Raw genomic sequence first — 21,706 nt, 5'->3', positions numbered from 1 at the left:
CGTGTTCGCCCGGACGGTCAGCCGTTGCGCTCCCACCAGTTGCAGGCCTCCATGTCGTCCATCTCCTCCTCGTAGAGACCGCAGTACGGCTGCATGCCGTTGCCGGTGTTCTCGTAGTCGAAGTGCGCGCAGTTGCCGCAGTACCTGTCCGGCCCGGGCCCCTCGTCCGCGCCCGGTTCGTCGAGCGGCGAGGAGAGTTCCTGGCTCGCCGCGCCGCCGTCCGAGACCGAGGCGGCGGGCCCCGGCGTCGGGTCGGGCTTCGTGGACGGCGGCTGCTGGGTCGTGGTCGGCTCCGGTTCCGGTTCGGAGGCGTTGGCGCGGGTCTGCTCCTCGGGGTCCTCCACGCCGCCGAAGACGCCGACGCCGCCGAAGCTCCCGGAGGACAGCGCCTTGCGGGCGCTCTCGACGTTGTCCGCGGGGACCTCGACGGTGTGGGTCTCGCCGTCCTTCGTGACGGTGAGTGTGACCGTCCCGCCGGGGTCGTTGCGCGTCTTGAACGTCGCGACGGCGGTGAACAGACACCAGAACGTCGTGATGATGCCGGCCGCGTACACGAGGATGAACGCCAGCGTCCCCGTCGTCGGGACGCCCCCGGACCCGGGGGCGTAGAGGTACGGGTAGGTCGCGCGGAACAACATCACGCCCAGGACGGCCAGTCCCGCGCCGACGGCCGCTGCGGCGCGCTGGACGCGGTTCGCCGGCAGCACCGTGAAGATGCCGACGAACACCGCCGGCACGCCGAGGCCGGCGAGGATGCCGGCTATCTCGCGGCTCTGGTACTGCCCGAAGCCGTTCTCGATGAGCAGACCGGTCGCGCCCGCGAGAATCCCTCCGACGACGAGGAGCGCCCCCGCGGCGAAGAGGCCGGTACCCAGGTAGACGTGGCGCTGGCTCGCCTCGCCCGCGCGGTGGTCGTAGGTTTCCCCCAGGCTAGTCATGGGCGGTCATTGTGCGGCCAGGGTAAAAACACTACGTCAGACACCTGGGAGTTTCCGATGTGGAACTGGCTGGCAACTGGGTGCCACTGGCGACGGTTGGCCAACCTGCGACAGGCAGGACGAGGAAACCCACTTCGAGACGCTCGGCGCCGTCGTCGAAGACCTCGGCGGGGAGCCCGTCTCGGAGCCCGAGTTCGACTTCGGCTCCACGGTGACGGAGCCTGCCGAGTTCATTGCGACGGCGGTCGTACTCGAGGATACCGGCGTCGCCGCCTACGCGGGGGCGGCACCCTTCATCGAGAACGCGGACCTGGTGGCCCCGGCGCTGAGCATCCATAGCGTCGAGGCGCGTCACGCCTCGTTCCTCCGCGTGCTCGACCAGCAGGTGCCGTTCCCGGAGCCGTTCGACGACCCCCTCCCCAAGTCGGCCGTCCTCGAGGCCGCCTCGCAGTTCATCGTCGAATAGCGGCTTCGAACGCGGCATCGTGGGAACAGCAGACGCGGCGGAGCGGGTACCGATCGATACCAGAAACCCGTTCCGCGGAACGACTCGCGGCGACGAGGAGTGCTTCGAAAGGTTGAATCCACGGCCGCTCGAAGCCGCTGGCATGGCTGACGAGAACGACGAGGAGGAGGACGCACCCGCCGTCGAACTGGGCGACGGCGAGTCCGTCGAGGGCGCCCCGATCGCGCGAGTCGCGTCCCGGCTGACGTGGGCGCTCCAGAAGAGCGAGATCGTGCGCAGAGAGGGCGACACGACGATTCGAACGCCCGACGGCCCGCAGACCGTTGAGAGCGTACTGGCGGACGTCGACATCACGTACTTCGAGACGCGCCGGGAGTTCGTGCAGGCCCTCGAGGACGCGGTCGGCACCGGGCCGGTCCAGACGGAGTAACGCGCGTTCCACACCGGGCGTTGCGACTCGGCGGAGTGGGGCGCCGGGCAGAGGTTTATTTCTGTGGCCACCCGAGAACCGGGTATGCTACCGTTCGACCCGGAGGAACTCGACCCGGCGGCGTACGGCGAGGAGGAGGCGGTCCTCCACATGGACCACGAGGAAGCCGTCGAGCACGTCCGCGAGGCGTTCGCCGCTGCGGGGTTCGGGTTCCCCGTGGAGTTCTCGCCGTCGGACCTGCTCAACGAGAAGGTGGACGCGGACCGCGACCCCTACTACGTGCTCGGCGCGTGCAACCCGGGGATGGCCGACCGCGCGCTCGACGCCTCGGAGAACCGTATCGGCGCGCTGTTCCCGTGCAACGTCGTCGTCTGGGAGGAAGAACCCGGCGTCCAGCGCGTCTACCACGTCTCCATCATGCGCATCGCGCGACTGCTCGGGATGGCGCCGGACGACGAGGAGTGGGCGGACGTCGTCGCGGAGACCGGGACCTACGTCGAGGAGGCGTTCGGGAACCTGGACGCGGCCTGAGCGCTACAGGACGAGCAGTTCCGGTTCGACGCCGGCTTCGATGGCGGCGAACATGAGCGCGAACAGCGTCCCGTTGTACAGTCCGTGGGCGACCGCCGGTGCGACGATGTTCTCCGTCTTCTCGTAGAGGTAGCCGAAGAAGATGCTCGGGACGAAGAGGATGGCGATGGAGACGGCGACCGCCTGGAGACCACCGACCAGCGCGGTGATGTGCAGCGGCGCGAACGTCAGCGACGCGAGCAGGATGGCCGCCGGCGCGCTGAAGCGCTCCCGGAGCGACCCCTGGATGACGCCGCGGAAGAGGAGTTCCTCGCCCGGGCCGATGAGCAGCAACTGGAGCACGATGAGGTAGGGGATGATCTCGGGATGTTCGAGGGCGGTGGTGGCCGCCGTGTTCGAGGCCGTCTCTGTCGACGTGACCGCGAGCAGGATGGCGACGGCGTAGACGGAAGCGAAGACCCCGATGTACGACGCGGCGACGTACTTCAGGTCCCGCAGCGAGGGGAACGACGCGGGGATGAACGACCACGAGCGGTCGCTGTACCGGATGTAGAGCCACGCCGTGGCCGGGAACGCGATGCCCTGCAGGGAGACCATCGAGATGCCCAGTCCCGCCACGGCGTCGATTTCGTTGCCCGTCAGCAGGACGTAGGCGTTCGCGACGACGAGAGTGGCCGGAATCGCGAGCACGAACCCGAGGAGCGCGATACCGAACGCGACGGCGACCGCCTTCAGCTTCGAGTCCGAACCGGAGTCGGAGGGAGATGGGGAGGTCCGCTTCGAGTCGGTGGTCGCCGAATCCATAGCACGTTGTTCGTGTCGAGTGGCGAAAAAAGACGGGGTTAGCGGTCGTCCCGACGGTCGCGGACGGCCCGACGTAGCTCCGCGACCTCGTCCTCGAGTTCCGCGACGCGGGCCTCGAGGTCGCCGCGGCGTGGTTCGGGCGTGGCGCCCCCGCCGAGAAACCGCTTGCCACCGACGAGGAGGACGACGACTACGGCCGTGAGGAGCGCGAGGATGAGGAAGATCACTACCAGTTCGATACCACCAGGGAAACCGCCGAACGCTGCAGGGACCATGTGCCTCGACGATACGTCGGGGCCGCTGAAAAAGCTACGTGAACGATGACAGGTCGCTCTGGACGCCCGCGACCATACTCGACTTCCGGCGCAGGTCGGCCAGCGAGACCGGGAGGTGGTCGGCGATGTCGCGGACGGCGCCGTGGAACGTCTCAGCTTCGCCGGGTTCGGTGTCGAACGCGTTGCGCACGCTCTCCCGGACCTGCCAGACGCCCACCGGCGCCCAGTAGTCGTCGCTGACCTCCCGTAGGACCAGCGCCTTGGCCTGCCGACCCGTCTCCGAGAGGTGTTCGAGGACGCCGAGACGCGCGGCGTAGTAGGCGCCCGCCGTCTCGTCGACGTAGCCCGAGCGCCCCTCGAAGCCCTCGCTGGCGCTCCCCATCCAGATGTCGCCGTGTGGGTCGGGGTTCCAGATGCTGCCGGGGGCCTTCATCTCCACGAGTTCGTACTCCCAGTTCCCGGGCGCGAGCACCACCCAGTAGCGGTTCCCCATGTACTCGTTGACGTGAACGGTGACGCGGTCGACACTCGGGGCGTCACGGATGGTCCCCCGGAGGTACTGGCCGATAGTGTCGTCGACCGCCGTGATGGACCACCGCGTGGGCACCAGTCGTCGGTGTTCGCCCTGGCCGAGCGCGCCCACGGAGAGCACGCGGTTGACGTCGTAGACGTCGAGGCCGCGCCGGTAGAGGTAGGTCATCGCGCCCTGGGCCGCCCAGTCGTCGTCCTCGAGGGTCTTCTCGACGTAGCGGGGGACGTGGGGGTTCTCCGCGAGGTCCGCGGAGTCCGCGGTCGCGTTCGGCCCGGAGGGCGCGTTCGCCGCCGGGTTCGTGTACTCCTCTGGGTCGAACTCGGGGGTGTCCGAGAGACCGATCTCGACGTCCACGGGGCGGTCTGCCATCGCCACCTCGCGCTGGGTGCCGACGAAGCCGTCCCAGACGTCGTGGACGTTGACGTTCGCCGCCCGCCGGGAGTTCAGCAGGCCGGTGCGGTACTGGAGGACGTTGTCGATGCCCAGGCCGCGCTGGTACCACTCCCCGCTCGCGGCGAACTCCGAGGGGTCGGCGTCCCCGCCGACCGGCGAGAGGATGCCCGCGGAGACGTCCGGGTAGGAGGACCGGCCGACGAACACCGAGGGCGCCGTGGCGCCGTAGAGGGTGTCCCCCTGGATAGCCGACTCCACCCCGGAGGCCACCTCCTCGACGTAGTCCAGGATCTCGTAGGACTTCTCGTCGGCAAGGCGCCGTCGCTCGGCTTCCTCGTCCGGCTGGAGCCCCTCGATGTAGTCGTCGAGTCGCACGACTCCCCCTTACCCGGGCGTCCACTTACCCGCTTCGCCGCGGACGGCTCGAGGACACACGGCACGGGTGGCCGTCTACTCGCGTGACTAGAGACGGACCGCTCTGATAATACTGATACTAGTGTCGTCTACCAAACCTCTTTGTCGGGCGGTGCGGTAGTTGGTGACATGGAACTCGTCGAGTCACTCCGTCGCCGGATTGCAGCCGGCACCCCCTCGAAGTTCGAGTGCGGTCTCTGCACCGCGAGCTTCGACTACCGGCCGCCGAACTGCCCGGCCTGCGGGAGCACGGAGATACGAGAGCGCTAGTCCGCCTTCGCCTGCCACTCGCGGACGCTGTCCGCGCTCACGCCCGCCACCTCGTCGGCGACGGTCTCCGGTTCGGCCTCCGAGAGGTCGCCGACGTCCTCGATGCCCGCGTCCTCCAGTTTCTCCGCGGTCTTCGGGCCGATGCCGTCCAGCACTTCCAGCCCCTTCTTGCGCTGGCGCTCCTGGTACTCCTCGTAGTTGCAGATGGGGCAGCCGAGCTCCCAGGGGTCGTCGTCGTCCTCGCCGTCGTAGACGACGAGCTCCGGGAGGTCGTGCTCCTCGCAGTACGTCTCGGTCACCTCGATGTCCCCGCGGCGGGGCAGCGGGAGCGAGTACTCGCAGTCGGGGTAGCGCGTACAGCCGACCAGCCGGCTGCCGGTCTGTAGCTGCTTGATGGCGAGTTCGCCACCGTGCTCCTCACCGCAGTCCGGACACGCGCCGATGACGCGGTCCTCGGACTCGTTGGCCTCCTCGGCCGCACAGAGCGGACAGCCGTGGACGAACGTGTTGCGGCCCGCGAGCATCTTCACCTCGTGGAGTCCGTGCTCCTCGCAGGTCTCGTCGAGCACGAGCGGTTCGCCCGTCGACGGGAGCGGGAGCGTGAACCGGCACTCCGGGTAGCCGTCACAGCCCACGAAGTACGACCCCGTCCGGGAACTCCGGACGAGCAGCGTCTCCCCGCACTCTGGGCACTCGCCGAGGGTCTTGTCCGCCTTCAGCGACGTCCGGAGGTGTTCGCCGATCTCCTCGCGAGAGGCCGCGAGTTCGTCGAACACGCGGTCGAGGATCTCCCGTGACTCGTCAGTCACGTCGTCGAGGGTCTTCTCGCCGTCCGCGATGGCGGTCATGTCGGCCTCGAGTTCGCTCGTCATCTCCTCGCTGACGACGAGGTCGGCGTACTCCTCGGCGGCCTCCACGACGGCCTTCGCGAGCGTCGTCGGACGCGGCGGGTCGTTCTCGATGTACCCCCGGTCGTACAGCTTCTCGATGGTGTTGTGGCGGGTGCTCTTCGTGCCCACCCCGAGGTCCTCCATCGTCTCGATGAGGCGGCTCTGGCCGTACCGCCGCGGCGGCTGGGTCTCCTTGGCCTCGATGCGGGCGTCAGCGAGCGCGAGCGTCTCGCCCTCCTCGACGTCCGGGACGTGGTTCTCACTCGTGTTGAAGTACGGGTACACCGCGTGGTAGCCCTCCTCGACGAGGCGCTTCCCGTTGGACTTCAGGCGCTCGCCGTCGGCGTCGGCGACGACGCGGAGGTGCTCCCAGACGGCAGACGGTGCGAGCGTCGCGAAGAACCGCCGCACAACGAGCGCGTACACCTCCCACTCGTCCTCGGAGAGCTGGTTGCGGTCCGGGAAGTCCGACGTCGGGTGGATCGGCGGGTGGTCGGTCGTCTCCTCGTCGCCCTCCGTCGGCGTGAGGTCGTCGCGTTCCAGCAGCGACGTCGCGCTGTCGCCGAACACCGTGTTCTCGAACGCCGCGAGCAGTTCGCGCTCGTCGAGGTCGTCGGGGTACACCGTGTTGTCCGTCCGCGGGTACGTGATGTAGCCAGCCGTGTAGAGGTCCTCCGCGATGCTCATCCCGCGGCCCGCGGAGTAACCCAGCGAACCGGCGGCGCGGATGAACTGCGTGGTGTTGAACGGCGCCGGCGGGTCGTCCGTCCGGGTGCGCCGGGAGACGGACTGGACGATGGCCTCGCTGGCCTCGCGGAGCGTCGCGAACGCGGCCTCGGCGTCGGCCTCGTCCCAGACGCGCTCGGCCTCGTTGCCGTCGTCGTCGGCGTAGAAGTACTGCGCCTCGAACTCCGTCTCGTCCTTAGTGAGGTCGGCGAACAGCTCCCAGTAGTCGTCGGGTTCGAACGCCTCGATCTCGCGTTCCTTGTCGACGATGAGCTTCAGCGTCGGCGTCTGCACGCGGCCGACGGAGATGAAGTCGCTACCCATCTGTTTCGCCGACAGCGAGAGGAACCGCGTGAGCGCGGCGCCCCACATCAGGTCGATGGTCTGGCGGGCCTCGCCGGCGGCCGCGAGGTCGAAGTCGATCTCGTCGGGTTCCGCGAACGCCGAGCGGACCTCGTTGTCCGTGATCGAGGAGAAGCGCACGCGCTTGACCGGCGCCTCCTCGTTGACCTGCCGGACGAGTTCGTACGCCTCCTTGCCGATGAGTTCGCCCTCGCGGTCGTAGTCGGTCGCGATGATGACGCTGTCGGCCTCGCGGGCGAGGCGCTGGAGCGCGTTCACGATGTCCTCCTGGGTCGGTTCCTTCACGACGTCCGCGTGGACGAGTTCGGCTGGCTCGACGTCCCGCCAGTCCGAGTACTCCGGCGGGAAGTCCACGCCGACGACGTGACCGGAGAGGCCGATGCAGCGGCGGCCGCCCCACTCGTAGACGTTGACGCCGGCGTACGTGTCCGTCGACGCCCCTCCCTCGGAGAGGATGTCGGCGATGCGTCGCGCGGCGTTGTTCTTCTCTGTGACGATGAGTTCCACGGTGTACCTCCGCCCGTTCGGGCGGTCGTTGGTGGCGGTAGGCTACAGGACGGGGTAAAGATTTCGCTGCCGAAAACCGCAAGCAGGCGCCGCCTCAAGGCGCGCTCGTAGCGCGTGCGTGTGCGTGAGGACCACCTCGTTCGGTGACGAGTGGCCGACGCTCGCAGCGGGCGAGAACGACCCCGTGAACTAACCGCTCTCGCACCAGAGTGACGACAGTGAACCAGCGAACGCTGTTCCAGTGGCTCGGCTTCGGGCTGGTCGTCGTCGGGGTGGGCGCACTCGCCGCGACGTTCCCCCCGGGGCCGGTGCTCGCCGTCCAGATGGTGTTGCTCGCCGTGGCCGGGGCGCTGTTCTTCGTCGCCGGGGTCACCGACCGCCTGCGGTGGGGACTGCTCGTCGGCGTCGGGGACGTCGCACTCGGCGGGTCGCTCGTCGTCGGCGGCGTCACCGACGCTGCCTGGGAGGGCACCGAACTGCTGTACACCGTGGCCGTCCTCCTCGGCGGCGTGTCGCTCGTGGCCATCGGCGTACTGTACGTCCTCGACCACGAGTCCCTCGACACGCCGTAGCTACGCGCGGTAGAACATCCCCTTCGAGACGGGGCGGGTCTCCTCGAACCCCCACTGCTCGTAGAAGCCGTCGACGTCCGCCATCAGGTTCACGTACGCGTTCTCCGGCGCGTGCTCGTCGACGTACCCCATTATCGCGTCCATCATCCGGGAGCCCAGGCCCCGTCGCTGGTGGTCCGGGTGGACGGCCATGTCGCAGACGTGGAACACCGTCGCGCCGTCACCGACGACGCGCGCCATCCCGACCACCTCGTCTGTGTCGGTGTCGACGACGGTGACGCCGTACACCGAGTTCGGGAGGCCGCGCTCGACGCCCTCGCGGGAGCGCGGCGCCATGTCCGCCGCCTCACGGAGTTCCACGAAGCGTTCCGGCGTGGGGAGTTCCTCGCGGACCTCGTAGCTCATGGGGTGCGATGGACGGACGGAGCAGAAAGCGGTGTCGGAAACGGAGACGCGGGTGGTGTCGAGCGCTACTCCAGTTGCTCGCGCAGCAGTTCGTTCACCTGGCCGGGGTCGGCGCTGCCGCCGGTCTGGGCCATCACCTGCCCGACGAGGAAGTTCAGCGCGCCGTCCTCGCCCGCGTAGTAATCCTCGACGGCGTCCGGGTTGGCGTCGATGGCGTCCGCGACGGCGGCCTCGACCTCGCCGCCCGTCGTCTTCCCCAGGTCCTCGCGCTCGACGATGTCGTCGGGGTGGTCGCCGTCGTCGAGCATCCCGCGGAGCACGACCTCCTCGGCGTTCTTCGCGGTGATCTCGTCCTCGGCGACGAGTTCCACGAGGCGCGCGAACTCGTCGATGCGGTCGTCGACGTCGTTCACGTCGAGGTCGCGGTAGTTGAGTTCCCCCAGGATGGTGTCCGCGACCCAGGTCGCGGCGAGGTCGGGGTCGTACTCGTCGGCGAGCTCCTCGAAGAGGTCCGCGACGGCCTTCCGGGAGGTGAGCTTCGCCGCGGCCTCCTCACCGAGGTCGTAGTCGTCGCGGAAGCGCTCGCGGCGCGCGTCCGGGAGTTCCGGAATGGGGATCTCCGCCTTCCAGTCCGAGACCTCCAGGGGCGGGATGTCGGCCTCCCGGAAGTACCGGTAGTCCTTCTCCTCGGCCTTCGAGCGGATGGACACCGTGATGCCGCGGGCCTCGTCCCAGTGGCGGGTCTCCTGTTCGACCTCGCGGCCGCGCTGGATCTGGTTGCGCTGGCGCGTGATCTCGTAGGACAGCGCCTTCTGGGCGCCCTTGTGGCTGGAGATGTTCTTCACCTCGGTGCGGTTGGCGGCGGCCAGCGTCTCGTCGCTGGGCTCCTCGCCGTCGATTTCGGCGGCGTCTATCATCGAGATGTTCGCGTCCACGCGCAGGCTACCGTCCCGCTCGGCGTCGAAGATGCCGAGGTACTCCAGGACCTCCGTGAGCTTCGCGAGGAACGACCGGGCCTCGTCGGCGCTCCGGAAGTCCGGTCGGGTGACGATCTCCATGAGCGGCGTCCCCGCGCGGTTGTAGTCCACGAGCGTGTAGTCGGCGGTGTCGATGCTGCCGCCCGCGTGCTGCATGCTCCCCGGGTCCTCCTCGAGGTGGGCGCGCTCGATGCCGATGGTCCGGCGTTCGTCCGCGACTGGTACGGCGAGTTCGCCGTCCTGGCAGATGGGGGCGTCGTACTGCGTGATCTGGAACCCCTTCGGGAGGTCGGGGTAGAAGTAGTTCTTCCGGTGGAACCGCGTGCGCTCGGGGATCTCCGCGTCGATCGCCTTCCCGAGTTTCACGGCGGCCTCGACGGCCCCCTCGTTCAGCACGGGTAGCGCACCCGGGAGTCCGAGACAGACGGGACACGTGTGCGTGTTCGGCTCCGCGTCGGCGGTGTCCGTCGAACACCCACAGAAGATCTTGGTGTCCGTTTCGAGTTGCACGTGGACCTCCAGGCCGATGACGGCGGTGAGGTCCGCTTCCTCCCGGAGTTGCTGGCTCATTGCTCCGGGGTTCGGGACGCGCCGCCGAAAGCGTTACGTCTGGGCCTCGCTCCCGGCGTTCCGCGGCTCGCGCACTGCGGGTGGACCTTATTATCCACCGCTCTGAAGGAGGCGTGTGAGCGACGTACTGCCGCCCGAGGACGCCCTCGTGTTGCTCGGGGACGAGTACGCCAGGCGCATCCTCGTCGCCACGCGCACCGAACCCATGACAGCTTCGACTCTCGCGGACACGATCGACGCCGCGCCCTCGACCGTCTACGAACGAATCGGCGACCTGGAACGCGCGGGCTTCCTCACTGAGGTCACCCGCACGGACGACCACGGCAACCACTACGCGGAGTACAGCGCCCGCCTCGAACAGTTGTCCGTCCGGGTGACCGCGGACGGCCTGGAACTCGACGCTGCCTACGCAGACCGCGACGAGGCAGCCGAACGCCTGCGTGCGCTCTGGAGGGATGTCAGATGAACGTCGGCGGCGGCCTGCTGTGGGCGGCGGCGGGCGTCGACTTGCTCGTCCTCGTTGGCGCCCTCCTCGTCACCTGGAAGGCGACAGTCGCGTACCGTCAGTCCGGCAGTCGGTCGATGCTGCTGCTCGCGGTGGGACTGTTCCTCCTGCTGGTCGTCGCCGAGGTCGTCGCCGTGGCCGGGGGCGTTTTCGTCGAGAGCGGTCCGGCTCGAGAGGGGTCGGCAGCGATCGCGTTCGGCGTTCTCGGCCTCCTCGAAGGCGGCGTGCGGCTCTGTGGTGTCGCCGCCCTCGTCGGGTCGCTGTACGTCCGCGAGTGACCGGGCGTACCGGGAACACCGGTCTCGGGCTCGACCACCAGTGCCGGGCCCGACAGTTGTCTGACGCGCGTCCGACCTACCCTTTTACGTCTAGAGTGCGCTTGAACGTCCATGACTGAGGACAGCGAGCGAGTGGACGAACTCGAAGAGCGGGTCGGAGAACTGGAGGCGACGGTGCGCGGACTCACCGAGGAGCTGGTCGACGCCAGCGAGCGCATCCGCCAGCTTGAGGCGGAACTCGACCAGACGCCGAGCACAGAGGAGCTCCGCGAGGCCCGCGAGGAGACCATCGTCGACTCCGAGGACGCCGACGGAGGCGAAGCGACTAAGAGTGGCCAGAGTCAGTCTGGGGACAACGAGGAGTCGGAACTCGACGGCATCATCGTCGCCTGAGGCCGACCCGCTTCAATGTACATCGACGAAATCGTCCTCCAGAACTTCAAGAGCTTCGGCGGCACGACGAGGATCCCCTTCTACGAGGACTTCACCACCATCAGCGGGCCGAACGGCTCCGGGAAGTCCAACATCATCGACGCCGTGCTCTTCTCGCTGGGGCTGGCCCGCACGTCGGGGATGCGCGCGGAGAAGCTGACGGACCTCATCTACAACCCGGCCCACGAAGGTGAGGGCGAGACCGCCGGCCCGAAGGAGGCCAGCGTCGAGGTCGTGTTGAACAACGAGGACGACACGCTGACGCGCTCACAGGTCGAGACGGCCGCCGGGTCCGAGAACATCGGCGACGTCGAGACGGTGACCGTGAAGCGCCGCGTGAAGCGCACCGAGGACAACTACTACTCCTACTACTACCTCAACGAGCGGTCGGTGAACCTCTCGGACATCCGGGACCTGCTCGCGCAGGCCGGGGTCGCCCCGGAGGGGTACAACGTCGTGATGCAGGGCGACGTCACCGGCATCATCAACATGACCGCGGGCGAGCGCCGCGAGATCGTCGACGAGATTGCGGGCGTCGCGGAGTTCGACGCGAAGAAGGCCGACGCCTTCGAGGAGATGGAGGTCGTCGAGGAGCGCATCAACGAGGCCGACCTCCGCATCGAGGAGAAACACGAGCGCCTCGACCAGCTCGCCGACGAGCGGGAGACGGCGCTCGAGTACAAGGGGCTGCGCGACGAGAAACAGGAGTACGAGAGCTACGCGAAGGCCGCGGAACTCGAGGAGAAGCGCAGCGACCTCGAGGCGACGCGTGCCGACGCCGCCGACCGCGAGGACGAACTCGACGAGCTCCAGGAGGAACTCGACGAGCGCCGCGGGAAGGTCGTGCGCCTAGAGGAGGACCTCGAGGACCTGAACGCCGAGATCGAGCGGAAGGGCGAGGACGAACAGCTCGAGATCAAACGCGAGATGGAGGAGATCAAGGGCGACATCTCGCGGCTGGAGGACAAGGTCGAGACCTGCGAGGAGCGCATCCAGGACGCCGAGAACGAGCGCCGCCAGTCGTTCGTCGAGATCGACCGCAAGCAGGAGCAGATCGACGACCTCGACGACGACATCCGCGAGCACAAGGTCGAGAAGGCGTCGCTGAAGGCCGACGTCCAGGAGAAGGAGGCGGAACTCGCGGACGTCGAGGCGGAGATCGAGTCCGTCGACACGGAGTTCGACGAGCTGAAGGCCGACCTCGCGGAGAGCAAGGAGCGACTGGAAGACGCCAGGAGCGAGCGCAACGAACTCCAGCGCGAGCAGGACCGCCTGCTCGACGAGGCACGGCGCCGCTCGAACGAGGTCAGCGAGGCCGAGGAGGAACTCGAGGCGGCCCGCGAGAAACTCCCGGAACTCGACGCGACCCTCGACGACCTGGAGAACGAGTTGACGAAGGCCAAGCGCAACCGCGAGCAGATCGTCGACGTCGTCGAGGACCTCAAGGACGAGAAGTCCCGGCGGCAGGACGACCTCGCGGACGTCGAGGACGACCTCTCGGCTGCCCAGGAGGAGTACGCGCGCCTCGAGGCGCAGGCCGACCAGTCCGGGGACAGCTCCTACGGGAAGGCCGTGACGACGATTCTGAACAGCGAGCAGGACGGCGTCCACGGCACGGTCGGCCAGCTTGGCGGCGTCAGCGAGCAGTACGCGACGGCGTGTGAGACGGCCGCGGGCGGACGGCTGGCGAACGTGGTGGTGGACGACGACGGCGTCGGGCAACGCTGCATCGAGTACCTCAAGCAGCGCAACGCGGGCCGCGCCACCTTCCTCCCCATCACGAAGATGCAGAACCGCTCGCTGCCGAGCGCGCCCGGTATGCCGGGCGTCGTGGACTTCGCGTACAACCTCGTCGACTTCGACAGCCAGTACGCGGCCGTCTTCTCGTACGTCCTGGGCGACACGCTCGTCGTCGAGGACATGGAGACGGCGCGGGACCTGATGGGCGACTACCGCCTCGTCACGCTGGACGGCGACCTCGTCGAGAAGTCCGGCGCGATGACAGGCGGCAGTCGGTCGGGCTCGCGGTACTCCTTCTCGAAGTCCGGGAAGGGGCAACTGGAGCGGGTCGCCGAGCGCATCCAGCGCCTCCAGGACGAGCGCGAGAGCGTCCGCGAGGACGTCCGGGACATCGACCAGCGCCTCGACGACGCCCGCGACAGGCGCCAGGACGCCACCGACCAGGTGCGCTCCATCCAGAACGACATCGAGCAGGCCGAGAACGAGCGCGCCGAGGCCGAGTCGGACATCGATCGGCTGGAGGAACGCATCGAGGAGTTGCGGGGCGAGCGAGAGGAGGTCGACGAGAAGATGCAGTCCATCGAGGCCGACATCGACGAGCAGAAGTCGGTCATCGCGGACGTGGAGGCCGACATCGAGGAGCTGGAGGCCGAACTCACGGACTCCCGCATCCCCGACCTCACCGCCCAGAAGGAGGAGATCCAGGGGGACATCGACGACCTGGAGTCCCGTATCGACGAACTCGACGGCGAGCTGAACAGCCTCCAGCTGGAGAAGGAGTACGCCGAGGACGCCGTCGAGGACCTCCACGACGACATCGAGGACGCCCAGAACCGGAAGGCCGAACAGCAGGAGCGCATCGGCGAACTCGAGGAACAGATCGAGGCCAAGGAGGACGTCCTCGAGGACAAAGAGGAGGCAGTCGCCGAACTCGAGGAGGAGCTGACGGAGCTCAAGGGCGAGCGCGAGGACCTGAAAGCGGACCTCCGCGAGGCGAAGTCGGCCCGCGACGAGCAGGCCAACGAGGTCGAGAAGGTACAGAACCGCCTCGAGAGCCTGCGCCGGGCGGAGGCCCGCCTCGAGGAGGAGATCGAGGAACTGGATGATGCGGTCGGCGACTACGACCCCGAGGAGATCCCGGACCTCGACGAGGTCGAGGAGAACGTCCAGCGCCTCGAACGCCGGATGGACGCCCTCGAACCCGTCAACATGCTCGCCATCGAGGAGTACGACGAGGTCGAGGCGGACCTCGATGACCTGGAGGGCAAGCGCGAGACGCTCGTCGAGGAGCGCGACGGCATCCAGGACCGCATCGCTCGCTTCGACGAGCAGAAGAAGTCGACGTTCATGGACTCCTTCGACGCAATCAACGAGCAGTTCCAGCGCATCTTCTCGCGGCTCTCCGCCGGGACTGGCGAACTCGAACTGGAGGACCCCGAGGACCCCTTCGAGGGCGGCCTGACGATGAAGGCCCAGCCAGCGGACAAGCCTGTCCAGCGCCTCGACGCGATGAGCGGCGGCGAGAAGTCACTGACTGCCCTATCCTTCATCTTCGCCATCCAGCGACACAACCCGGCGCCGTTCTACGCGCTCGACGAGGTGGACGCGTTCCTCGACGCGGTGAACGCCGACCGCGTCGGCGAGCTCGTCGACGAGCTCGCTGGCGACGCGCAGTTCGTCGTGGTGAGCCACCGGTCGGCGATGCTCGACCGCTCGGAGCGCGCCATCGGGGTGACGATGCAGTCGGACAACCGCAGCGTGGTCACCGGCATCGACCTCTCCGCGCAGGGGGCGATAGCGAATGACTGATGGAGAGATTCCACTCGACATCACCGGCCACGAGGAGCGCAAGCGGGAGCGCGAGGCCGACGAAGACAGCGACAGTGAGGAGGGCGATACAGCGGGTAGCGACACGCCGGACAGCGCCGAGGAGCTGATCGCGGAGTCGCCCGCGAGTCCGGAGCCGAACCCCGAGGACGACGAGGTCGAGCCGGTCGAACTGCTCGTCCAGCTGGCGAAGAACGGCGAGATCGAGCCGTGGGACATCGACATCGTCGCGGTCACGGACAAGTTTCTCGCGGCGCTCGACGAGGCCGACCTGCGGACCTCAGGCCGCGCGCTGTTCTACGCGAGCGTCCTGCTGCGGATGAAGAGCGACGCGATGCTCGACATCGGCCAGGACGACGAGCCCGAGGACGACCTGCCGGAGCGCGCGCCCTGGGAGGCGCCACCCGAGGAGGCCGAGGGCGCGCCGTCCTACGACCCCGTGAACGCCCTCGAGGCGGAGATGGACCGCCGCCTGGAGCGCAAGCACGCCCGCGGCAACCCGGAGACGCTGGAGGAGCTAGTCCGGGACCTCAGGCAGGCCGAGCGCGGGACGTGGTGGAAGGAGTCCCGCGAGTACGACACCTCCGACTCGCCCCAGGGGTTCCGCCGCGGCGTCCAGGAGCTGGACTACCACTCGGGCGACGACTTCCGGATGGACGACGAGCCGACGCAGGCCGAGGCCCTCGGCAACGCCCACGAGGAGGACATCGAGGCGACAATCGAGGACGTCGAGGCCGCGCTCACCGAGCAGTACGGCTCCGGGCGCACGGAAGTGCTGTACGAGGAGATCGCGGATACCGGCGGCTCGCGCGTGGAGACGTTCCTCGCGTTGCTCTTTCTGGCCCACCGGGGCGCCGTGACGCTCGAACAGGACGAGCTGTTCGGCGACCTCTGGGTCTGTGACGAGACGATGGCAGGAGCGGAGACGGCGGCGGCCGCAGACTGACGGCTGGGGTACCTGGACGGCCGACTAGAACTCGAACCAGTCGGTGACACGACCGGACTCGTGGAGCCGCCAGCGCTGCTGGACGGTGCCCGACGCCGTGGTCTCGATGGACAGCGTGGCGTCGAACAGCGGCTCGACGGTGGCGAGGTGGTCGTCGTCGACGCTCGCGGAGGCGTGGAAGTGTCCCATCCCGTCGACCTGGCGGACCGCACTCGACAGCAGGTGGAGGAACCGGAACAGCGCCTCTTCGTCCACGCCGTCTGCCCCCTCGACGGCGCCGAAGAGGGGGTCGAGGCCGTCGAGGCAGAAGCGGAGGCCGCCGGGGCCGTCGGCGTCGACGGCGACGCGGTCGAGCGTGCGTTTCGTCGCGGCGAACAGCGCGTCGAAGTCCGTGAGGTCGTCGACGCGGTCGTACCAGTCCTCGACGTCCGCGGTGCCGGCGGTACCGAGCGTCGGTGCGTCCGTAGCGGGCGTCGACGCCGCGGCCGAACGCGTGCCGGTGGCCGGCGTCGCGTCGACGACGCCGAAGGAGCCAGCGTCCGTGCGGCGAGGCCGGTGACGGTCGAGGACCGTGGACACGTCCGAGGACGTGGTGACGAAGACGTGACTGCGGTCGAGTTCCGGTGCACCGAGCAGTCGCTCGCAGGCCGGCCCCCGACCCGGCGCGTCGCTGACGACCAGCACGTTGCAGCCGTCTCGCTTCAGTGCAGCGAGTTCGTTCGAGAATGCCTCCGCGTCCACGTGGTCCCCCATTGCTTGTCGTAACCAACGGGGGAGTCGTATTTACATTTTGGGTACGACGCCGCGTATCTTACGCGGAGCGGCGCGAACAGAAGGCTCAGAGGTAGTCGCCTAGCAGCGCGTCGACGCGGTCGCGGGTGTCCTCCGGGATGGCCTCCGTCGGTGTGTTCACCGTCCCCTCGAGGCTGTGGCCGCAGTCGCAGTCGCGCTCGTTGGGCATCGTCTCGATGGCACGCTCGACGGTCTGCTTGATGGCCGTCTCGTTCTCCGCGGCGTTCTCCAGGACCTCCTCGAGGGTGACCTCGCTGTCCTGCTTCCAGACGTCGTAGTCCGTGACACCGGCGACAGTGGCGTAACACATCTCGGCTTCCCGCGCGAGCTTCGCCTCCGGGATGGCGGTCATGCCGACGAGGTCCCAGCCCTGGCTCTTGTAGAACTCCGACTCGGCGCGCGTCGAGTACTGCGGCCCCTCGATGCAGACGTAGGTACCACCCGCCTGGGTCTCCGCGTCCGTGGCGTCGGTCGCGGCGTCGTGGAGGTGCTCGACCATGTGCGGGCAGTACGGGTCCGCGAACGGCTGGTGGACGACGACGCCGTCGCCGAAGAACGTCAGGTCGCGGTTCTTCGTGCGGTCGAAGATCTGGTCCGGGACGACGAGCGTCTGGGGCGGGAGCTCTTCCTTCAGGCTGCCGACGGCGTTCGACGCGAGCACGCGCTCGACGCCGAGCTGTTTGAGCGCGTAGATGTTCGCCTTGTACGGGAGGTTCGTCGGGTCGCGCTGGTGGTCGGGGCCGTGGCGCGGGAGGAAGGCGACTTCCGTGCCCGTACTCCCGAACTCGCCGACCGTCACTGGCGCGCTCGGGTCGCCGTACGGCGTGGTCGTCTCCACTTCGCGGACGTTCTCCAGTGGGAGCGCCTCGTAGATGCCGGACCCGCCGATGAAGCCGATCATACAACGACGGTCACGGCGGACCCACCTAAACGATGCGCTACGGCTGCGCGTCGTCGTCCGCGAGCGCCCACTCGCCGTCGCCCGCTTCGACGAGTACGTCGCGGCGGACCATCTCCTCGAGCACCTCGTCGAGGCGGTCGGGCTGTGCGATCTCCATCTCGATGCGCTCGACGTCGTGGTACGCCGCGAGCAGGTGGCGGACCTCGGCCGCCGAGTACGGGCCGTCGCCGTCCGTCTCCATCACGCCGGAGACGATGTCCACCATGTCCTCGATGAAGTTCCACGGGTAGACGACCCACGCCCACTGTTCGAGTCGCTCGCCGACGTAGTCGGGTTCGAACTCGCTGGTCTGGAGCAACTGCAGCGTGGCCGTCCGGATCTCGTTGGCGTCGCGGTCCTGGACGTACTCGAAGGCGTGCTCGATGGAGCCGCCGGTGTCCGCGATGTCGTCGATGATGAGGACGTCCTTGTCCTCGACGGAGCCCTCCGGCATCGGGTAGCGGACCTCGGGTTCGCCGGACTTCTGGGCGGTCCCGACGTAGTGTTCCATCTTGAGGCTCGTCAGGTCGTTCAGGCCGAGGAAGTCACAGAGACACCGGCCCGCGAACCAGCCGCCGCGGGCGAGTGCTACGACGACGTCCGGTTCGAAGTCGGCGGCTTTGACCTCGTCGCTCACGTCCCGGCAGAGTCCGTAGATGTACTCCCAGTTGGTGATAGTGCATTTGAAGTCGTCCGGGAGGTCGCTCATTGCGTGTAGGAAGTCGCGTGCGTCGCCACTTAACCGTTTACAGGCGGTCCGGCGTCGCAGACGCCTCCCGACGTCCTCCACCCGACCGACTTCGCGGACTGCTCGGACCTCACGGGCCGGGAGCGGCGCGCACAGCTTTGTGTGCGGGACGCGACACCACTAGCATGTTCGAGGAGATACTGTTCCCGACCGACGGAAGCGCCGGGGCGACGGCCGCCTTCGACTACGTGCTGGACGTTGCCGCCACCCACGACGCGACGGTCCACCTCCTGCACGTCGCGGACACGACGCGCAGCGCCGTCGGCGGGCAGGAGGACGTCGTCGGTGCCCTCGAACGACGGGGCCAGCAGATCGTCGACGAGGCGGCCGAGCGCGCCCGAGAACGAGGTGTCGCCACTCACACCGACGTGCTGCGAGGCGACCCGTACCGCGTCGTCAGCGACTACGCAGCGTCCGCGGACGTCGACGTGATCGTGATGCCGACCCGCGGGCGCCGTGGCCTCGCCCGCTTCCTGCTCGGGAGCACGACCGAGCGCGTGGTCCGCCGGTCTGACGTCCCCGTGCTCACGCTCAAACCGGACGGCGCCTCCGACTTCGACTACCCCTTCGAGAACGTGCTGGTGGCGACCGACGGGAGCGACTGCGCGCGCGCCGCGCTCGAGGCGGGCGTGGGGGTCGCCGACGAAGCCGGCGCGGCGCTCCACCTCCTGTCCGTCGTCGACGTCACGAGTCTCGGCGTGGACGCCAGGATCGCCATGGAGGTCTTCGAGGAGAGCGCGAACCGCATCGTGGCGGAGTCGGCGGCGTTCGCGACGGACGCCGGCGTCGACACCGTGTCCGAGAGCGTCGAGTTCGGGTCGTCCGTCAGCGGTGTGGTCCGGTCCTACGTCCGGGCCCACGACGTCGACCTCGTCGTGGTCGGGACGCACGGTCGCACCGGGTTCGACCGGTACGTCCTCGGGAGCGTCGCGGAGTCTCTGGTCCGCACGTCGTCGGTTCCCGTGTTGACCGTCCGGGAGCCGACGGACGACGAGTGACGCCAGGGACCTGACCGACGACCAGATGCAGGCCATCGCGGCAGAACTCGGCGCGAGCGAGACGGCGCTCCTGCTCGCCGCACCGTCCCGGTCGATACACGCTGACTGACTGTCCCGGTAGGCAGGGAACGACGGGCACAGTTTTGTGTACTGGACACAATACTACAGGTATGTTCGACCAGATTCTCTTCCCGGCCGACGGGAGCGACTGTGCGGAGGCAGCGTTCGACTACGTGCTCGAGATAGCAGCCGGCCACGACGCGACGGTCCACGTCCTCAACGTCGCGGACACGACGCGGAGCAACGTAGAGCGCCAGACTGGCCTGGTCGAGACGCTCGAAGAGCGCGGCGAACAGCTCGTCCGTGACGTCGCCGAGCGCGCGGACGAACGCGGCGTCGACACCACCACCGAGGTACGACGCGGCGAGCCGTACCGGACCATCCTCGACTACGCGGAGGAGACCGGCGTCGACGTGATCGCGATGCCGACCCGCGGGCGCCGAGGCCTCGAGCGCTTCCTGCTCGGGAGCACGACCGAGCGCGTCCTCCGGCGGTCGGACGTCCCCGTGCTCACCATCAAGCCAAACGAGGACGCCCACCGCTACCCCTTCGAGAACGTGCTCGTGCCGACCGACGGCAGCGACACCGCGCGGGCCGCCCTGGAAGTGGGTGCCGGCGTCGCCACCGAGGACGACGCCGCGGTCCACCTGCTGTCGGTCATCGACATCACGGGCCTCGGCGTGGACGCCCGCATCGAGATGGTCGAGGACGCGCTCGAACAGAACGCGCGCGACGTCGTCGCCGACGCGGCCACGGTCGCGAGGGACGCGGGCGTCGAAACAGTGTTCGAGTCGGTGGAGGTCGGCACGTCGATACAGCGCGAGATCCGGTCCTACGTGAAGGACAACGACGTCGACCTGGTCGTCGCGGGTACGCACGGTCGCACCGGGTTCGACCGGTACGTCCTCGGGAGCGTCACCGAACAGCTCGTGCGCACGTCGCCGGTGCCGGTGTTGACGGTCCGACGGCCGACCGACGAGCGGTGACACCCGCGCGGGTGCCGGGAGGAAAACACGCAACACGGAGGAGCGCGAACCCCGGGCCATGACAGAGACGCGGGCGCTGCTGGTGGACGCGTTCACCGACGAGCCCTGCGCGGGGAACGCGGCGGGCGTGGTGCCCGACGCCGGGGACCTGACCGACGACCAGATGCAGGCCATCGCGGCGGAACTCGGCGCGAGCGAGACGGCGTTCCTCCGGCCGAGCGGGGACGCCGACCGCCGCATCCGCTACTTCTCGCCGACGGCCGAGGTGGACCTCTGCGGGCACGCGACCGTCGCGAGCCACGCCCACCTGTTCGCCGACGGCGTCGTCGACGCGGGCGAGTACAGCCTGGAGACGAACGTCGGCGTCCTCGACGTCGAGGTCGCCGCGGACGGCACGGTGTGGATGACGCAGAACCCGCCCGAGGTTCGGGACGTCGACCTGAGCTACGAGCGCGTCGCGGATGCCACGGGGCTGGACGTGGAGGCGCTGCGTGGCGCCAGCGACGACCTGCCGCTGGCCGTCGCGGACACCGGCCTCCCGTTCCTCGTCGTCCCCATCACGTACCTCTCGGACCTCGGGAGCGCCGACCCGGACTTCGACGCGGTCGCGGCGCTCGCCGACGACGTTGACGCGGCTGGCGTCTACGCGTTCACGTTCGACGCGCTCGACGGCGACTCGACGCTCCACGGGCGGGCGTGGGTGCCCGGGCTCGGCGTCGAGGAGGACCCGGTCACCGGCACCGCGAGCGGTGCCGCTGGCGCGTATCTACACCACTACGAGGCGTTCGGCGGGGACATGACGGCGGAGATGACGTTCGAACAGGGACACTTCGTCGACCGACCGGGCACGGTCCGGGTACGTGCGGCGGACGGGGGCGCGCCGCAGGTCGGCGGGACGGCCCTCGAGACCCTCGACGGGACGCTGCGGGTGCCGGCCACGGAGGCCGACGAGATTCTGGAAGCCTAGCTCTTCGGCTCGCCGAAGTCGAACTGGTCGTCGTCCTTGAGCTTCCGGATCTCGCGGTTCACCGACTGGAGGTCCGTCTGCATGTCCGCGAGGCGTTCGTCGAGCACGCTGACGATGTCGCTCTTGACGTGCTGGGTGTCGAACGTGTCCGCCAGCGCCTCCTCGTGGGCGGCCGTGAGCGTCTTGTACAGCGCCCACGCCTTGCCGAAGCGGTAGACGAGGATGCCGACGACGGCGAGAGCGATGCCCGGTGCTCCCTCCGAGACGAGTTCGCTGATCGTCCCGGCTTCGAGAGCCCCCTGGCTCACGTAGGCGCCGGCGGCGACGAACGCGAGGGCGACGGCGGCGAACAGCGACGTGACGAGGAAGTACTTGCCCGCGTGTACTGCTGACCGTTTGGTGTCCATGTGGCGTCGAAGGCAGC

The 21,706-nt window shown here is 68.6% G+C and carries 23 protein-coding genes and 1 pseudogene; 13 read left to right on the top strand and 11 right to left on the bottom strand.

The window, feature by feature from the left end; translation table 11 throughout:
• Positions 1-17: 17 nt before the first annotated feature.
• A complete protein-coding gene (locus LT965_RS11740) occupies positions 18-938 on the bottom strand; it encodes a cell division protein CdpA domain-containing protein (RefSeq protein WP_232700990.1) in 921 nt (306 codons plus the stop codon).
• Positions 939-1,050: 112 nt separating this feature from the next.
• Here LT965_RS11740 and LT965_RS11735 point away from each other — a divergent pair.
• From LT965_RS11735 to LT965_RS11725, 3 genes and pseudogenes are all read left to right on the top strand, one after another.
• Positions 1,051-1,404, top strand: a pseudogene (locus LT965_RS11735) (ferritin-like domain-containing protein); the annotation flags it as partial.
• A gap of 142 nt (positions 1,405-1,546) precedes the next feature.
• The gene (locus LT965_RS11730) at positions 1,547-1,834 is read left to right on the top strand and encodes a DUF5789 family protein (protein ID WP_232700988.1); all 288 of its coding nucleotides are present in this window, start codon (positions 1,547-1,549) and stop codon (positions 1,832-1,834) included.
• An 84-nt stretch (positions 1,835-1,918) separates the two neighbouring features.
• The gene (locus LT965_RS11725; protein WP_232700987.1) at positions 1,919-2,365 is read left to right on the top strand and encodes a DUF302 domain-containing protein; all 447 of its coding nucleotides are present in this window, start codon (positions 1,919-1,921) and stop codon (positions 2,363-2,365) included.
• A gap of 3 nt (positions 2,366-2,368) precedes the next feature.
• Here the strand turns inward: LT965_RS11725 and LT965_RS11720 are convergent, their stop codons facing one another.
• Genes LT965_RS11720 through nreA form a run of 3 tightly spaced genes read right to left on the bottom strand, consistent with a single transcriptional unit; the run spans position 2,369 to position 4,744 of the window.
• A complete protein-coding gene (locus tag LT965_RS11720; protein ID WP_232700986.1) occupies positions 2,369-3,169 on the bottom strand; it encodes a CPBP family intramembrane glutamic endopeptidase in 801 nt (266 codons plus the stop codon).
• 38 nt (positions 3,170-3,207) lie between these two features.
• Positions 3,208-3,444: a hypothetical protein gene (locus tag LT965_RS11715; RefSeq protein ID WP_232700985.1), complete on the bottom strand. Its 237-nt coding sequence runs from the start codon at positions 3,442-3,444 to the stop codon at positions 3,208-3,210.
• Between the two features lie 34 nt (positions 3,445-3,478).
• Entirely contained in the window at positions 3,479-4,744 is a 1,266-nt protein-coding gene (gene nreA, locus LT965_RS11710; RefSeq protein WP_232700984.1) for a DNA repair protein NreA, read from the bottom strand.
• A gap of 168 nt (positions 4,745-4,912) precedes the next feature.
• Here nreA and LT965_RS11705 point away from each other — a divergent pair, with 168 nt between their 5' ends.
• The gene (locus tag LT965_RS11705) at positions 4,913-5,053 is read left to right on the top strand and encodes a hypothetical protein (RefSeq protein WP_232700983.1); all 141 of its coding nucleotides are present in this window, start codon (positions 4,913-4,915) and stop codon (positions 5,051-5,053) included.
• Here LT965_RS11705 and LT965_RS11700 read toward each other — a convergent pair.
• Positions 5,050-7,539, bottom strand: coding sequence for a DNA topoisomerase I (locus LT965_RS11700; RefSeq protein WP_232700982.1), 2,490 nt, complete (start codon positions 7,537-7,539; stop codon positions 5,050-5,052). The two genes, LT965_RS11705 and LT965_RS11700, sit on opposite strands and share 4 nt — an antisense overlap.
• Before the next feature lie 218 nt (positions 7,540-7,757).
• Here LT965_RS11700 and LT965_RS11695 point away from each other — a divergent pair, with 218 nt between their 5' ends.
• A complete protein-coding gene (locus LT965_RS11695) occupies positions 7,758-8,111 on the top strand; it encodes a DUF7994 family protein (RefSeq protein WP_232700981.1) in 354 nt (117 codons plus the stop codon).
• Here the strand turns inward: LT965_RS11695 and LT965_RS11690 are convergent, their stop codons facing one another.
• Complete coding sequence (locus tag LT965_RS11690) at positions 8,112-8,516, bottom strand: GNAT family N-acetyltransferase (RefSeq protein WP_232700980.1); 405 nt, start codon at positions 8,514-8,516, stop codon at positions 8,112-8,114.
• 65 nt (positions 8,517-8,581) lie between these two features.
• On the bottom strand, positions 8,582-10,063 hold the full coding sequence (gene gatB, locus LT965_RS11685) for an Asp-tRNA(Asn)/Glu-tRNA(Gln) amidotransferase subunit GatB (RefSeq protein ID WP_232700979.1): 1,482 nt from the start codon (positions 10,061-10,063) through the stop codon (positions 8,582-8,584).
• 115 nt (positions 10,064-10,178) lie between these two features.
• Here gatB and LT965_RS11680 point away from each other — a divergent pair, with 115 nt between their 5' ends.
• From LT965_RS11680 to LT965_RS11660, 5 genes are all read left to right on the top strand, one after another.
• Positions 10,179-10,529 carry an ArsR/SmtB family transcription factor gene (locus tag LT965_RS11680; RefSeq protein WP_232700978.1) on the top strand — a complete coding sequence of 117 codons (351 nt, stop codon included), beginning with the start codon at positions 10,179-10,181 and terminating at the stop codon, positions 10,527-10,529.
• Positions 10,526-10,846 carry a hypothetical protein gene (locus LT965_RS11675; protein WP_232700977.1) on the top strand — a complete coding sequence of 107 codons (321 nt, stop codon included), beginning with the start codon at positions 10,526-10,528 and terminating at the stop codon, positions 10,844-10,846. The genes LT965_RS11680 and LT965_RS11675 overlap by 4 nt, the downstream gene beginning before the upstream one ends.
• Before the next feature lie 111 nt (positions 10,847-10,957).
• Positions 10,958-11,239 (top strand): DUF7518 family protein, encoded by a 282-nt coding sequence (locus tag LT965_RS11670; protein WP_232700976.1) that lies wholly within the window; start codon positions 10,958-10,960, stop codon positions 11,237-11,239.
• Positions 11,240-11,254: 15 nt separating this feature from the next.
• Positions 11,255-14,827, top strand: a complete 3,573-nt coding sequence (gene smc, locus LT965_RS11665) for a chromosome segregation protein SMC (RefSeq protein WP_232700975.1) — start codon at positions 11,255-11,257, stop codon at positions 14,825-14,827.
• Positions 14,820-15,791: a segregation/condensation protein A gene (locus LT965_RS11660; protein ID WP_232700974.1), complete on the top strand. Its 972-nt coding sequence runs from the start codon at positions 14,820-14,822 to the stop codon at positions 15,789-15,791. Before smc ends, LT965_RS11660 begins: the two co-directional genes overlap by 8 nt.
• A 24-nt stretch (positions 15,792-15,815) precedes the next feature.
• Here LT965_RS11660 and LT965_RS11655 read toward each other — a convergent pair whose 3' ends face one another.
• The 3 genes from LT965_RS11655 to LT965_RS11645 all read right to left on the bottom strand — a co-directional run bounded on the left by LT965_RS11655 (position 15,816) and on the right by LT965_RS11645 (position 18,232).
• On the bottom strand, positions 15,816-16,544 hold the full coding sequence (locus LT965_RS11655) for a DUF7504 family protein (protein WP_232700973.1): 729 nt from the start codon (positions 16,542-16,544) through the stop codon (positions 15,816-15,818).
• An 85-nt stretch (positions 16,545-16,629) separates the two neighbouring features.
• Positions 16,630-17,484, bottom strand: coding sequence for an S-methyl-5'-thioadenosine phosphorylase (mtnP, locus tag LT965_RS11650; RefSeq protein ID WP_232700972.1), 855 nt, complete (start codon positions 17,482-17,484; stop codon positions 16,630-16,632).
• 37 nt (positions 17,485-17,521) lie between these two features.
• A complete protein-coding gene (locus tag LT965_RS11645; RefSeq protein WP_232700971.1) occupies positions 17,522-18,232 on the bottom strand; it encodes a phosphoribosyltransferase in 711 nt (236 codons plus the stop codon).
• Between the two features lie 164 nt (positions 18,233-18,396).
• Here LT965_RS11645 and LT965_RS11640 point away from each other — a divergent pair, with 164 nt between their 5' ends.
• The 3 genes from LT965_RS11640 (at position 18,397) to LT965_RS11625 (ending at position 21,282) form a co-directional block, all read left to right on the top strand.
• Positions 18,397-19,269 (top strand): universal stress protein, encoded by an 873-nt coding sequence (locus LT965_RS11640; RefSeq protein ID WP_232700970.1) that lies wholly within the window; start codon positions 18,397-18,399, stop codon positions 19,267-19,269.
• A 170-nt stretch (positions 19,270-19,439) separates the two neighbouring features.
• Positions 19,440-20,315, top strand: a complete 876-nt coding sequence (locus LT965_RS11630) for a universal stress protein (RefSeq protein ID WP_232700969.1) — start codon at positions 19,440-19,442, stop codon at positions 20,313-20,315.
• A gap of 58 nt (positions 20,316-20,373) precedes the next feature.
• Positions 20,374-21,282: a PhzF family phenazine biosynthesis protein gene (locus tag LT965_RS11625; protein ID WP_232700968.1), complete on the top strand. Its 909-nt coding sequence runs from the start codon at positions 20,374-20,376 to the stop codon at positions 21,280-21,282.
• Here the strand turns inward: LT965_RS11625 and LT965_RS11620 are convergent.
• On the bottom strand, positions 21,279-21,689 hold the full coding sequence (locus LT965_RS11620; protein ID WP_232700967.1) for a hypothetical protein: 411 nt from the start codon (positions 21,687-21,689) through the stop codon (positions 21,279-21,281). The genes LT965_RS11625 and LT965_RS11620 overlap by 4 nt on opposite strands.
• Positions 21,690-21,706: the final 17 nt, after the last annotated feature.

Source organism: Halobacterium wangiae, from assembly GCF_021249345.1.
Taxonomy (GTDB): domain Archaea; phylum Halobacteriota; class Halobacteria; order Halobacteriales; family Halobacteriaceae; genus Halobacterium; species Halobacterium wangiae.
This window is presented reverse-complemented; position numbering and strand designations above follow the sequence as displayed.

Excerpts from the sequence above, each read along its gene's own strand:
- LT965_RS11705 (WP_232700983.1), top strand. The coding sequence starts at position 4,913 with ATGGAACTCGTCGAGTCACTCCGTCGCCGGATTGCAGCCGGCACCCCC.
- LT965_RS11670 (WP_232700976.1), top strand. The coding sequence starts at position 10,958 with ATGACTGAGGACAGCGAGCGAGTGGACGAACTCGAAGAGCGGGTCGGA.
- mtnP (WP_232700972.1), bottom strand. The coding sequence starts at position 17,484 with ATGATCGGCTTCATCGGCGGGTCCGGCATCTACGAGGCGCTCCCACTG.
- LT965_RS11625 (WP_232700968.1), top strand. The coding sequence starts at position 20,374 with ATGACAGAGACGCGGGCGCTGCTGGTGGACGCGTTCACCGACGAGCCC.
- LT965_RS11725 (WP_232700987.1), top strand. The coding sequence starts at position 1,919 with ATGCTACCGTTCGACCCGGAGGAACTCGACCCGGCGGCGTACGGCGAG.
- LT965_RS11730 (WP_232700988.1), top strand. The coding sequence starts at position 1,547 with ATGGCTGACGAGAACGACGAGGAGGAGGACGCACCCGCCGTCGAACTG.
- LT965_RS11620 (WP_232700967.1), bottom strand. The coding sequence starts at position 21,689 with ATGGACACCAAACGGTCAGCAGTACACGCGGGCAAGTACTTCCTCGTC.
- LT965_RS11720 (WP_232700986.1), bottom strand. The coding sequence starts at position 3,169 with ATGGATTCGGCGACCACCGACTCGAAGCGGACCTCCCCATCTCCCTCC.
- LT965_RS11740 (WP_232700990.1), bottom strand. The coding sequence starts at position 938 with ATGACTAGCCTGGGGGAAACCTACGACCACCGCGCGGGCGAGGCGAGC.
- LT965_RS11660 (WP_232700974.1), top strand. The coding sequence starts at position 14,820 with ATGACTGATGGAGAGATTCCACTCGACATCACCGGCCACGAGGAGCGC.
- LT965_RS11640 (WP_232700970.1), top strand. The coding sequence starts at position 18,397 with ATGTTCGAGGAGATACTGTTCCCGACCGACGGAAGCGCCGGGGCGACG.
- gatB (WP_232700979.1), bottom strand. The coding sequence starts at position 10,063 with ATGAGCCAGCAACTCCGGGAGGAAGCGGACCTCACCGCCGTCATCGGC.
- LT965_RS11690 (WP_232700980.1), bottom strand. The coding sequence starts at position 8,516 with ATGAGCTACGAGGTCCGCGAGGAACTCCCCACGCCGGAACGCTTCGTG.
- LT965_RS11675 (WP_232700977.1), top strand. The coding sequence starts at position 10,526 with ATGAACGTCGGCGGCGGCCTGCTGTGGGCGGCGGCGGGCGTCGACTTG.
- LT965_RS11645 (WP_232700971.1), bottom strand. The coding sequence starts at position 18,232 with ATGAGCGACCTCCCGGACGACTTCAAATGCACTATCACCAACTGGGAG.
- LT965_RS11630 (WP_232700969.1), top strand. The coding sequence starts at position 19,440 with ATGTTCGACCAGATTCTCTTCCCGGCCGACGGGAGCGACTGTGCGGAG.
- LT965_RS11715 (WP_232700985.1), bottom strand. The coding sequence starts at position 3,444 with ATGGTCCCTGCAGCGTTCGGCGGTTTCCCTGGTGGTATCGAACTGGTA.
- smc (WP_232700975.1), top strand. The coding sequence starts at position 11,255 with ATGTACATCGACGAAATCGTCCTCCAGAACTTCAAGAGCTTCGGCGGC.
- LT965_RS11655 (WP_232700973.1), bottom strand. The coding sequence starts at position 16,544 with ATGGGGGACCACGTGGACGCGGAGGCATTCTCGAACGAACTCGCTGCA.